Raw genomic sequence first — 12595 nt, 5'->3', positions numbered from 1 at the left:
TCTCCTCAGGATTTCAGTTCTGCGGCTATTGTTTCCAGCCGCTGCAAAAGGGTTTTGAGATGCACGCGAAGCTTGTCCGCCTTGGCCTCGTCATAGGCGAAGGGAACCGCTTCGGTCGCAAGATGCGTGGATTGGGCAAGCTCCATCTGGATGGCATGAACACCAGTTTCCGGCTTGCCATAATGGCGCGTCGTCCAGCCGCCCTTGAAGCGGCCATTGAGAATCGACGTGTAGCCTTCGGCCCGTCCCGTAACCTCAACGGCGGCAGCTTCGATCTTCGGATCGCAGGTCTTGCCCATGTCCGTGCCGATGTTGAAATCCGGCAATTTGCCTTCGAACAGGAACGGAATATGTGAGCGGATCGAATGGCAGTCATAAAGGATGGCGACGCCGTGGATCGCCTTCACACGCTCGATCTCGGCGGCAAGCGCGTCGTGATAGGGCTTGTGGAAGCGCGTGATGCGGTCGGCAATCTCGGCTTCCTTTGGTGCTTCGCCGTCTTTCCAGATGGCAATGCCGTCAAAGTCGGTTTCCGGGATCAGCGTCGTGGTGTTCTGGCCGGGATAGAGGCTGACACCTGCCGGATCGCGATTGGCATCGATGCAATAGCGATGGAAGGTGGCGCGCACCGTGGTCGCGCCACCAATAAGGCCATCATAGAGCTGGTGAATATGCCAGTCGGTATCAGCAAGGATGCGGCCATTGTCATTGAGCCGTGACCAGATGTCGTCGGGAACATCCGTGCCCGTATGGGGAAGGCCCAGAATGACGGGTGACGTGCCCTGCCTGACTTCAAAGGCGCTCATGATCACGCCTCCAGAGAGGGCAGGATGCCGCTCGAAACCGCCCCGGTAAGTGCACCGTCAGCCACCAGCTCAGCGGCATTCTTGAGGTCGTCAGCCATATAGCGGTCGTCTTCCAGCGTCGGCACGCGGCCGCGCAGCGCGGCGATCACCTTGGCAAGCTCAGGGCTGGTGGTCAGCGGTTCGCGCAGTTCGACGCCGAGCGCACCGGTCAGCGCCTCAATGCCGATGATGGCGTTGAGGTTGGCGGTCATCTGCAACAGGCGGCGTGCGCCATGGCAGGCCATAGACACATGGTCTTCCTGATTGGCCGAAGTCGGGGTGGAATCGACCGAAGCCGGATGCGCCATCTGCTTGTTTTCGCTCATGAGTGCCGCAGAAGTGACTTCTGCGATCATCAGGCCGGAATTGAGGCCCGGCTTGCGGGCCAGAAAGGCCGGAAGACCGAAGGAAAGCGCGGGGTCAACCAGAAGCGCGATACGGCGCTGGGCGATGGCGCCGATTTCGCAGACGGCCAGCGCAATCTGATCGGAGGCGAAGGCAACAGGTTCGGCATGGAAATTGCCGCCCGATACGGCGCGACCGTCCGAGAGAACGAGCGGATTGTCGGTGACCGCATTGGCTTCGATTTCCAGCGTGCGTGCTGCCTGACGCAGAATGTCGAGGCAGGCGCCATCGACTTGCGGCTGGCAGCGAATGCAATAGGGGTCCTGCACGCGCTGGTCGCCCTCAAGGTGACTCTGGCGGATGACGGAACCTTCGAGCAGGGCGCGCAGTGCCCGGCCAGCGTCGATCTGGCCCTTATGGCCGCGTAGCGTGTGGATTTCCTCGTGGAAAGGTGCGTCCGATCCCATGGCGGCATCGGTGGACAATGCGCCGGTGATGAGCGCGGTCTGTGCTGCACGATGTGCACGGAAAAGACCTGCCAGTGCCAGAGCAGTCGAGGTCTGTGTGCCGTTGATCAGCGCCAGCCCTTCCTTGGCGGCAAGCACGACCGGCTTCAACCCGGCCTTTTCCAGCGCCTTCGCACCGGACAGGCGCTCGCCTTTATAGAAGGCTTCACCTTCACCGATCATGGCCGCAGTCATGTGCGCCAGCGGTGCAAGGTCACCGGACGCGCCAACGGAACCCTTTTCCGGGATCATCGGGATCACGCCTTTTTCCAGCATGTTTTCGATGAGGGTGATGACTTCAAGCCGCACGCCGGAAGCGCCGCGACCGAGCGAAATCAGCTTCAGCGCCATGATGACGCGCACGATATTTTCCGAAAGCGGTTCGCCGACGCCACAGCAATGCGACAGGATCAGATTGCGCTGGAGCGTGGCAACATCGCCTGCCGCAATGCGGATCGAGGCAAGTTTTCCGAAGCCGGTATTGATGCCATAAACCGGTTCATCCCCTGCCGCGATTTCTGCAATGCGGGCCGCAGCCTTTTCGACGCCTGCGTGAAAAGCAGTGTCGATGCGGACGGGGAGACCCTCGCGATAGATTGTTTCAAGTGTTTCAAGCGGCACGCTGCCGGGCTTCAATACGAGGGGCATGGAAAACTCCCAAAGAGCGCATCTCGAAAAACGTGAAGCGGTTTTCGAGATGCGCGTTGAAACAAAAACTCAGATTTGGCCTTTGAACACACGCTTCCAGAGCGGGTTGAAGCCGATGCGATAAACAAGCTCTGCCGGGCGCTCGACGTCCCAGATTGCGAGGTCGGCATCCTTGCCAATTTCCAGCGTGCCGGTCTGATCAAGAAGCCCGAGTGCGCGCGCTGCTTCGCGGGTCACGCCTGCAATGCATTCATCGACCGTCATGCGGAAGAGCGTTGCGCCCATATTCATGGTGAGCAGAAGCGAGGTCAGCGGCGAGGTGCCGGGATTGTTGTCGGTGGCGAGCGCCATCTTGGTACCCGCAGCACGGAAAAGCTCGACCGGCGGCTTTTGTGTTTCGCGAATGAAGTAGTAGGCGCCGGGCAGCAGCACAGCTACCGTTCCGGCCTTGGCCATAGCGGCAGCGCCGTCCGCATCCGTATATTCCAGATGATCCGCTGAAAGCGCATCATAAGATGCTGCAAGAGCCGCACCATGCAGATTGGACAACTGGTCGGCATGAAGCTTGACCGGAATATTATGCGCCTTGGCCGCATCGAATACGCGGGCGATTTCATCCGGCAGGAAGGCTATGCCTTCGCAAAAACCGTCAACCGCATCGGCCAGATTTTCAGCGGCGATAGCCGGTAGCATGTCGTTGATGACGTGGTCGATATAGGCGGCCTTGTCGCCATTCATTTCCGGCGGCAGGGCGTGCGCGCCAAGGAAGGTGGTGCGGACCGCCACGTCGCGCTCTTCGCCAAGACGGCGGGCGGCTTTCAACGACTTGATTTCGCTGTCACGGTCGAGGCCATAGCCGGACTTGACTTCAACGGTGGTGACACCTTCTGCAATCAGTGCATCGAGACGGGGCAGGGTTTCGCGCACCAGATCATCTTCGCTGGCAGCGCGCAGGTTCTTGACCGAGGAAACAATGCCGCCGCCTGCACGTGCCACTTCTTCGTAAGTGGCACCATTCAGGCGCAGCTCAAACTCATGGGCGCGGTTGCCAGCATGGACAAGATGCGTGTGGCAGTCGATAAGGCCGGGCGTGATCAGGCGGTTCTCGCAGTCGATTTTCTCGAAAGAAGCATATTCAGCAGGCAGTACATTTTCCGGGCCGACATAAGCGATCTTGCCGTCTTTCACGGCGAGCGCTGCATTGTCGATGAGCCCCAGACCCTCGGCGTTTTCACCCAAGGTGGCGATACGGGCGTTGCTGAAAATGTAGCTTGTTTTATCTGGCATGAGCGTTTTCTCGCTTCCCCTGTTTTTCAATAATGTATATACATATTAACGGAGCCGCCAAGAGAAAAAATGCATCCATTTGCGATCTGTTGAAAGATCGGCGTGTGAATTTGGCGAAATGAGGAGCTTGTTCGAATGTCTGCCGCAGCCACAAAAACGCAATTTATCCATGCCGGTCAGGCGCTTCTGCAAACAGGTTGGGCGGATGATGTGCGGCTTGGCATTGTCGATGGAAAAATCGCATCTGTGGAAACTGGCGTCAGCGCGCAGCCGGGCGACGAACACCATGCAGTGATCGTTTCAGGCATGCCAAATCTGCACAGCCATGCGTTCCAATATGGCATGGCAGGATTGGCTGAGCGGCGTGGACCTTCTGCTGACAGCTTCTGGAGCTGGCGCGAGATCATGTACAAGTTTGCGCTCACCATGTCGCCGGAACAGGCCGAAGCTGTGGCGCTGCGGCTTTATGTCGACATGCTGGAGGCCGGTTTCACCCGCGTTGGCGAGTTTCACTATCTGCATCATGACCGCGACGGCACACCTTACGGCAATATTTCCGAGATGGCGGATCGCATTGTTTCTGCGGCTGGGGCAGCGGGTATCGGCCTGACATTGCTGCCAGTGTTTTATGCGCATTCGACCTTTGGCGGTGCCGCTCCGAATGAAGGCCAGCGTCGGTTTATCAATGATGAAGCAAGCTTTGCGCGCCTAATCGAAGGCTGCCAAAAGGCGCTTGTCGGTTTCGATGGTGCCGTGCTTGGTGTCGCCCCGCACAGCTTGCGTGCTGTCACCCCCGATGAGCTGACATTTGCGGCAAAGCTTTTGCCGGATGCGCCTGTGCATATTCACATTGCCGAACAGGTCAAGGAAGTGGACGACTGCATTGCATGGTCGGGCCAGCGACCTGTTGAATGGCTGCTTGACCATCAGGAATTGTCGTCGCGCTGGTGCCTCATCCACGCGACCCATATGACCGATGATGAAACACAGCGTATGGCCGAGGCGGGCGCGATTGCTGGTCTTTGTCCTGTGACGGAGGCCAATCTTGGCGACGGAACCTTCAATGCCACGGTCTTCCACGAAGCAGGCGGCAAGTTCGGCGTCGGCTCGGATTCCAATGTGCTGATCGGCATTAGCGATGAGTTACGCCAGTACGAATATTCGCAGCGTCTCCTGCACCGCGCGCGCAATGTTCTGGCCGAGAACGCAGGCTCGACAGGCCGCGCATTGTTCGATGGCGCGGTGACCGGCGGCAATATCGCCATGGGACGCGCAGGCGATGGCTTGGAAGCGGGGGCTTCGGCCGATTTCATTGCACTTGATGCGGCGCGTCTGCCACATGCAAAAGGCGACGCAGTGCTCGATGGCTGGATTTTTGGCGGTCGCGCACGACCGTCGGATGTATGGGTGCGCGGCGTTAAACAGGTGGAAGGCGGGCGTCACCGCTTGCGCGATGAAGCCGAGCGTGCTTTCCAGACAGTGATCGGCGAATTACTCGCCTGACAGGAGATGGCATGGCTGGCGAAGATTTGATCGTAAAGGACGCACCGGTGCTTTCGCTGCATCAGCGTATTCTGGACGATATAGAATCGCGCATCCTGTCGGGAGAATGGCTGCCCGGTCATCGCATCCCGTTCGAACACGAGCTGACGGAACAATATGGCTGTTCACGCATGACCGTGAACAAGGCGCTGACGCAGCTGGCAAAGGCCGGTCTGATTGAGCGCAAGCGGAGATCCGGCAGTTTTGTTTCCTTTCCGCAATCGCAGGCCGCAATCCTCGAAATCCACGATATTCGCGATGAAGTAGCAGCGCTTGGCGCCGCTTATCGGTTCGAGCTGACGAGCCGGTGCGAGCGATTGAGCGGACCAGCCGATGCAAGGCATATCGACATGCCGCGCCATACGCCGCTGGTTGAACTCGTCTGCCGTCACTATGCCGGCAAGCGTGTTTTCGCTCTGGAAGAGCGCATCATCAGTCTGGATGCGGTTCCGACCGCTGCGCAGACTGACTTTGCTGAAAATTCGCCGGGGCCATGGCTGGTTTCGTGCGTGCCGTGGAGTAGCGCAAAACACTCGATATGTGCGATTGCCGCCACGCAGGAAAATGCTGGCATGCTCGGTATTCCGCTGGGCGCTCCCTGTCTGGTGATCGAGCGCCAGACCTGGAACGCTGACCAGCCGGTAACACATGTACGCTTTACCTATCCCGGCGACAGCCATGCGCTGGTGGCGAATTTCACGCCATCGCAAGGAGGATAAACAGCTGGTCGTGCACATTACGGCCCGGCAAACGCATCGGCGCGTTTTTCCTCATGGTTTGACTGTTAGCTTTCCGATCATATCGGGGTGAAAACGGCAGTAAAACTTGACCGCTTCTGGCGATTTCAGAACCTGTCTCGTAACCTTCCGGGGTGGCAGCAGAATATCCCATTCTCCCTTTACGGTTGCGGTGTGCTGCATGGGGTCCTTGTTGTTCCATTCGATCACATCGCCCACATTTGCCTCAATGTTCTGCGGCGAAAAAGCAAGTTTCTCGACCGTAATCTCAATCGTTTTCGCCTCTGCCGGGACACTGATAATCAGCAGCCCGGCAAGTATGGTGACAGCTTGAACATATCTCATCGGACTGGCCCTATTTCAAAGACATGGCGATGTGTTCGGCATGTTGCTCATGGCTCTGGAACAGTTTGAGACCGGTTTCGAGCAGGCTCTTCAGTTCAGTGTTGCTGGCGGACGGGATAAGCGCGGTTTTCAGCGCCTTGTTCACTTCCTTATGATAGGCAACCTCGTTGTCGACATAGGATTTGTCGAAAGCTGCGCCATCGAGCTTGCTCAACCTGGTCAGTTCTTCTGCTGCCGCTTTGGACAAGGCTTTGCTTGTGTCGTTATCCTCCGGCGTGACGTTCAGTTTCTTGACCAGAGCGAGCGCCTGCTGATTGACCGCTTCATGATCACGCATCATGGTCTGTGCGAACTCAAGCACCGTTTTGTTTTTGGATTTTTCGAGGGCCTGTTTGGCAGCCGCGACATCGATGGCGCCTGCCGTGTAGGCGATATGGGCTATCGCCGGATCGTGTAATTTTCCGTCATGGGCAATTGCCAAAGACAGACTGCCGCAAATGCAAATTGCAGCAACGGATACAACTGAACGAATAGACATGGAACTCTCCCTTGTCCGGCGCCTTTTTACGGGCTCCAGATAGTTGTTTCGTCGCATTATCCTGCGCAAAACCGCTTCGCACTTTTGCTGGAAATGCTCTAGTGACAACTATTGGATGCAGGAGAGTTCAAAAGGTTCCTGACATTATGTCAGTTCGTCCAGCCGCGCCAAAACGGCGGTTATAATCCGCTCGCAGCGTTTGCCTGCGAAGGGAAAGGCATCCAGTAATACAGGGCCGATTTTCTCGTCCAGCTGTTTTCGCAACAAATATCGGGCGCGGTGAAGACGTGTCTTTACGGTTTGCGGGCGCAGATTCAACAATTCGGCTGTTTCATCCACGCTCAAGCCTTCAATGACCCGTGCGACGAATACGAGGCGAAAAATTTCCGGCAGATTATCCGTTGCCTGTTCGACCAGCTGCAATATCTGGCGCTGCGCAAAACTGCGTTCGGGGTCATTCACGCTCATGTCGGATGGAAACGGGATGATATTGTTTGTGTCGGGCGTGGTCTCAAGAAGCTTCTCGACCTTCCGGGTTTTGCGCAGACGACCGAGGGCTTCGTGAATTGCAATACGGGATAGCCACGTGGTCAGGCTGGATTGGCCGCGAAAGCGATCAAGACTCCTGAAAGCCAGAAAATAGGTCTCCTGAACCACATCTTCCGCTTCGCTGTCGTTGCGCACGATGCCGCGAGCCAGACGATAGAGCCGCTGATTGTTGGTCTGCATGATTTTGCGCAGCGCTTCCAGATCGTGCATTTTTGCGCACTGGGCGAGGACAAGATCATCCTGAAATGTTGGAGAGGTGGCGGGTAACGCTGTTTTTGCACGCATGGGTCAAACTCCTGTGGAGTTTCATTGGATGTATGCGAGGCCAAAAGGTTCCCGAAACAAGACAATATACGTTCTGAATAGTATCGCGGTTTGATATTTCCCGATAGCGGCGAATGAATTGCTGTTATCAGAAAAAAAGCCGCCGCAGGGGAACAGCGGCGGCGAGCGCATCGGTCCAAAAATCGATGCGTAGTTTAAAAATAGAGCGCATCTTGTCCGAAAACCGTTTCACACTTTTCGGGATGCGCTCTAAAAGGCAGCATGACTTGGGTGAAGGTCAGGCTGCGCGTTTGATGGCGTCACCGATGACGGACACGATCGTGTCGATCTGTTCCTTTTCCACGATCAGCGGTGGCGAAAGCGCGATCACATCGCCGGTTACACGGATGAGCAGGCCCTTCTTGAAGCAATCCACGAAAACATCGTAGGCGCGGGCGCCCGGTGCATCCTTGCGCGACGAGAGTTCTATGGCGCCAACCAGACCGAGGTTGCGAATGTCGATGACGTTCGAAACGCCCTTGAGCGAATGGAGTGCCTCCTGCCAATGATTGGCAAGTTCTGCACCGCGCGTCAGCAAGCCTTCCTCGGCATAGACTTCCAGCGTTGCAAGGCCGGCAGCAGCGGCAACCGGATGGCCGGAATAGGTGTAGCCATGGAACAACTCGATGGCGTTTTCGGGGCCGGTCATGAGGCCATCATAGACCTTGCGGGCAGCGAAGACTGCGCCCATCGGGATGGCGCCATTGGTCAGGCCCTTGGCGGTTGTCACGAGGTCGGGCACGACGCCGAAATAATCAACGGCAAACGGCGTGCCGAGGCGGCCGAAACCGGTGATGACTTCGTCGAAGATCAGGAGGATGCCATGCTTGTCTGCCGTAGCGCGGAGGCGTTCCAGATAGCCCTTCGGTGGCAGGATGACGCCAGCCGAACCGGACATCGGTTCAACGATAACCGCAGCGATCTTTTCAGCGCCATGCAGCTGGACGAGACGTTCCAGATCGTCGGCAAGTTCGATGCCGTTTGCAGGCAGGCCCTTGGAGAAGGCGTTCTTCTCGATATCGAGCGTATGACGCAGATGGTCGGCAGGAATCTGCGGGAAGACGCGGCGGTTGTTGACGAGGCCGCCGACGGAAATGCCGCCGAAACCAACGCCGTGATAGCCCTTTTCGCGGCCCAGGACCATGGTGCGGGTACCCTGGCCGATGGCGCGCTGATAGGCGATGGCGATCTTCAGTGCGGTATCGACCGATTCCGAACCGGAATTGGTGAAGAATACGCGGTCGAGTTTTGCATCCGGTCCGCCCGGCGCGATGGCTGAGAGCTTTTCAGCAAAGTCGAAAGCCACATTATGGCCCATCTGGAAGGTCGGTGCGAAATCCATGGTCGAAATCTGGCGCTCGACAGCTTCGGTGATGCGCTTGCGGCCATGACCGGCATTGCAGCACCAGAGACCAGCCGTGCCATCCAGAACCTGATTGCCATCGGTGTCGGTGTAATACATGCCCGAAGCACTTGCGAGCAGGCGAGGCGCTGCCTTGAACTGCCGGTTCGCGGTGAACGGCATCCAGAAGTTCTCAAGGCTTGGCGTGTTGGTTTTGGTGAGCATAATTACCTCCTATTTGTAAGCAGCAGGCCACGCTTTGCGAGGTGCAACAAGTCCTTTTCTTCAAGGTATTAAGCTATTGTTTTTATGTGGGATAATTATCAAGTTTGTGCTATACCGAACATCATAAACATGGGGAAGAGTTCGATGAGCATCGATATCGGCGGGAGGCTTCGTTATGTGCGCATGCGGCAGAATCTGTCGCAGCGTGAGTTGGCCAAAAGGGCAGGTGTGACCAACTCCACCATCTCCCTCATCGAGGCCAATCAGTCCAATCCGTCCGTCGGTGCATTGAAGCGCATTCTCGACGGTATTCCCATCGGCATGGCCGAGTTTTTCGCGCTCGAACCGGATGCTCCACACAAGGTATTCTATCAGGCCGAGGAACTGGTGGAAATCGGCAAGGGCCCAATTTCCTATCGGCAGGTGGGAGACCATCTGTTTTCGCGCTCTTTACAGATGCTGAAGGAGCGTTATGAGCCGGGTTCCGATACGGGAAAAGTGCTTTTGATGCACGAGGGCGAGGAAGGCGGCATCGTCATTTCTGGCCGCATCGAAGTGACGGTCGGCAGTGAACGCCGCATTCTGGGGCCGGGTGACGCCTATTACTTTTCCAGCAAGCTGCCGCACCGGTTCCGTTGCGTCGGACCGGTGCCATGCGAAATCGTCAGCGCCTGCACGCCGCCGAGTTTTTGAAACGCCTTGAGGAAGGCGATTCAATTTCGTGCAAATAGTCTATTCGTAGCGGGAAATACCGAGATCGTCGGCCCGGATATCCGGCTTGTTGCCGGAAATAAGGTCGGCGAGCAATTTGCCGGAACCGCACGACATCGTCCAGCCGAGCGTTCCGTGACCGGCATTGATGAACACGTTGTCGTAGCGCGTTGCACCGATGATCGGCGTGGAATCCGGTGTCATCGGGCGCAGGCCGGACCAGAAGGTTGCCGCTTTCAGATCGCCGCCGGGGAACAGGTCCGTTACCGACAGGTCGAGCGTTGCGCGCCGCGCGGCAGGCAGGTCCGTGGTGAAGCCCGAGACTTCCGCCATGCCGCCAACGCGGATGCGGTCGCCAAGACGGGTGATCGCAATCTTGTAGCTCTCATCGAGAACGGTCGAAACCGGAGCGCGATCCTCGTCGACAATCGGTGCCGTGATGGAATAGCCCTTCACCGGATAGATCGGGGCGTTAAGGCCAAGCGATTTGACGAGCGCAGGCGTATAGCTGCCAAGAGCGACGACATAACGGTCGGCGGTCAGGATACCCTCGGAGGTCTCGACGCCGGAAACCTTGCCGCCGGACATCAGTAACGACTTGATGTTGACGCCGAAGCGGAATTTTACACCGAGTCCTTCGGCAATCTTTGCCAGCGCATTGGTGAACTTGAAGCAGTCGCCGGTTTCGTCATGCGGAAGACGCAGGCCGCCGACGAACTTGTCCTTCACGCGGGCAAGTGCCGGCTCCACCTTGGCGCAGCCTTCGCGGTCGAGGACTTCGAACGGCACGCCATCCTGACGCAGTACCTCAATATCCTTGCCGATACCGTCGAGCTGATACTGCTCGCGGAAAAGCTGGAGCGTGCCCTGCATGCGCTGGTCGTATTCGATGCCGGTTTCCTTGCGCAGATCGACAAGGCAATCGCGCGCATATTCGGCTACGCGCACCATGCGGGTCTTGTTGACCTTGTAACGGCTGTCGGTGCAGTTCGCGAGCATCTGCAGGAGCCAGCTATACTGAACCGGATCGCAAGTCGGACGCAAAACAAGTGGCGCGTGCTTCTGGAACAGCCATTTCGCGGCCTTGAACGGAATGCCGGGCGCGGCCCATGGCGAGGCATAGCCCGGCGAAACCTGACCGGCATTGGCAAAGCTCGTTTCCAGTGCGGGGCCTTCTTCGCGGTCGACAACGGTTACCTCGTGACCGAGCTTGGCGAGGTAGTAGGCGGTCGTAACGCCAATGACGCCGCTGCCGAGAATGGTGATCTGCATGTTCGCCTCTTGTCTTATACTTTTATGTCGCTCGCGCCGCTCTCCACGTAGACACGTGCATAACGGTTGCCGAGCGCAGTCAGAATTTCATAGGGAATAGTGTCGCAATCGCGCGCCACGTCTTCGAGGCGCTGGTGCGGGCCGATCAGCTCCACAAGACTGCCGAGTTTCAGCGTGCCTTCCGGCAATGCGCTGACGTCGAGCGTGATTGAGTCCATCGACACACGGCCGATGATCGGCAGTCGCGTATCGCCAAAGAAGGCCGCACCCTTGTTGCTGAGAGAACGGAACCAGCCATCGGCATATCCGACAGCAATCGTTGCAACCCGCATCGGCCCTTCGGCGATATAGGCGCCGCCATAGCCAACCGCCGCCCCCTTGTCGATCTCGCGCACCTGAATGACGCGTGCCGAAAGGGTGAGGACAGGAATGATCTCGCTTTTCGGTCCAACGCCATAAAGCGCGACACCGGGGCGGGCGAGGTCGAAATGATAGGTCTTGTCGAGGAAGCTGCCGCCGGAATTGGCAAAAGCAACCGGCAGTTTTGGCAGGCGCGCAAGCAGCGCGGTCATATTGGCAAGCTGACGGGCATTTGCCGCATTTTCCGGTTCGTCACCGCTGGCCAGGTGGCTGATGACAAACTTGATGTCGATGGCATCCAGAAGCGTGGCGTTCTCAAGAAAGCGTTCAAATTCCTTCGGCGACAGGCCGAGACGCGACATGCCGGTATCGAGCTGGAGCAGGGCGGGCAGCTTCTTGCCCTGTCTGGTGGCGAGTGCCGCCCAGTTTTCAATCTGTTCCAGCGAGTTGAGAACTGGCAGAATGCCTTCGCGGGCGCAGGCTTCTTCGGTTCCCGGTTGAAGACCGTTCAAAACGTAGAGCGTCGCGTCGGGCTGGAGAAACGGCTTCAGCGCTATCGCTTCGCCGAGATGGGCGACGAAGAAGTCACGGCAACCGGCATCGTAAAAAGCTGGCGCAACACGACTGGCGCCGAGCCCGTAGGCATCTGCCTTCACAACGGCAGCAGCGCGGGTGGGGGCGATATGACGGGCAATGGCCGAATAATTGTGACGCAGCGCCGACAGGTCGATGGTCAATACGCCACCGGCGGCAAGATCGCGCTCATCCTGTGAAAATTGCATCGACATCTCAACCATTTGCACGGTTCTTTCCAAACTGCTCACTACGCTACGAGAACGCCTGGAAGGTCATTGTCGATATGGATCGTCTGCCGCCCAAAGCATATAAGCCTCGGTTGAGAAACCTTGTGACTCCTCACTCCCAAAGCTTGCTCGCATATTAGTCGAAGACTATTCGAATGTTTTTGCTATTTGTCGCATATTATGCGAATTTTCGCACATCTTGCGCATATTTTAGCT

The 12595-nt window shown here is 57.5% G+C and carries 12 protein-coding genes; 3 read left to right on the top strand and 9 right to left on the bottom strand.

Annotation, left to right across the window (positions count from 1 at the left end):
• Positions 1-5: 5 nt before the first annotated feature.
• The 3 genes from hutG to hutI form a co-directional block, all read right to left on the bottom strand.
• Entirely contained in the window at positions 6-806 is an 801-nt protein-coding gene (gene hutG, locus AAE521_RS15225) for an N-formylglutamate deformylase (RefSeq protein ID WP_342061753.1), read from the bottom strand.
• A gap of 2 nt (positions 807-808) precedes the next feature.
• Positions 809-2344 carry a histidine ammonia-lyase gene (gene hutH / locus AAE521_RS15220; protein ID WP_342061752.1) on the bottom strand — a complete coding sequence of 512 codons (1536 nt, stop codon included), beginning with the start codon at positions 2342-2344 and terminating at the stop codon, positions 809-811.
• A gap of 69 nt (positions 2345-2413) precedes the next feature.
• Positions 2414-3631 (bottom strand): imidazolonepropionase, encoded by a 1218-nt coding sequence (gene hutI, locus AAE521_RS15215; RefSeq protein WP_342061751.1) that lies wholly within the window; start codon positions 3629-3631, stop codon positions 2414-2416.
• A 135-nt stretch (positions 3632-3766) separates the two neighbouring features.
• On the opposite strand from hutI, the gene AAE521_RS15210 reads away from it, so the two are divergent.
• Positions 3767-5134: a formimidoylglutamate deiminase gene (locus tag AAE521_RS15210; RefSeq protein ID WP_342061750.1), complete on the top strand. Its 1368-nt coding sequence runs from the start codon at positions 3767-3769 to the stop codon at positions 5132-5134.
• An 11-nt stretch (positions 5135-5145) separates the two neighbouring features.
• Positions 5146-5892, top strand: coding sequence for a histidine utilization transcriptional repressor HutC (hutC, locus tag AAE521_RS15205; protein ID WP_342061749.1), 747 nt, complete (start codon positions 5146-5148; stop codon positions 5890-5892).
• Between the two features lie 51 nt (positions 5893-5943).
• Here hutC and AAE521_RS15200 read toward each other — a convergent pair whose 3' ends face one another.
• The 4 genes from AAE521_RS15200 to aptA form a co-directional block, all read right to left on the bottom strand.
• Complete coding sequence (locus AAE521_RS15200) at positions 5944-6255, bottom strand: cupredoxin domain-containing protein (protein WP_342061748.1); 312 nt, start codon at positions 6253-6255, stop codon at positions 5944-5946.
• A 10-nt stretch (positions 6256-6265) separates the two neighbouring features.
• Complete coding sequence (locus AAE521_RS15195; RefSeq protein WP_029929237.1) at positions 6266-6793, bottom strand: DUF4142 domain-containing protein; 528 nt, start codon at positions 6791-6793, stop codon at positions 6266-6268.
• Positions 6794-6937: 144 nt separating this feature from the next.
• A complete protein-coding gene (locus AAE521_RS15190) occupies positions 6938-7627 on the bottom strand; it encodes an RNA polymerase sigma factor (protein ID WP_012091505.1) in 690 nt (229 codons plus the stop codon).
• A gap of 277 nt (positions 7628-7904) precedes the next feature.
• Entirely contained in the window at positions 7905-9233 is a 1329-nt protein-coding gene (gene aptA / locus AAE521_RS15185; protein ID WP_342061747.1) for an omega-aminotransferase AptA, read from the bottom strand.
• Between the two features lie 144 nt (positions 9234-9377).
• On the opposite strand from aptA, the gene AAE521_RS15180 reads away from it, so the two are divergent.
• The gene (locus AAE521_RS15180) at positions 9378-9926 is read left to right on the top strand and encodes a cupin domain-containing protein (protein WP_010659512.1); all 549 of its coding nucleotides are present in this window, start codon (positions 9378-9380) and stop codon (positions 9924-9926) included.
• A 39-nt stretch (positions 9927-9965) separates the two neighbouring features.
• Here the strand turns inward: AAE521_RS15180 and AAE521_RS15175 are convergent, their stop codons facing one another.
• On the bottom strand, positions 9966-11216 hold the full coding sequence (locus tag AAE521_RS15175) for a D-amino acid dehydrogenase (RefSeq protein WP_342061746.1): 1251 nt from the start codon (positions 11214-11216) through the stop codon (positions 9966-9968).
• 14 nt (positions 11217-11230) lie between these two features.
• On the bottom strand, positions 11231-12373 hold the full coding sequence (alr, locus tag AAE521_RS15170; protein ID WP_010659514.1) for an alanine racemase: 1143 nt from the start codon (positions 12371-12373) through the stop codon (positions 11231-11233).
• Between the last annotated feature and the right edge of the window lie 222 nt (positions 12374-12595).

This window comes from Brucella cytisi (assembly GCF_038433355.1).
GTDB classification, from domain to species: Bacteria; Pseudomonadota; Alphaproteobacteria; order Rhizobiales; family Rhizobiaceae; genus Brucella; species Brucella cytisi.
Note: the sequence above shows the minus strand (reverse complement) of the source record. Positions and strands in the feature narration are given on the sequence as shown.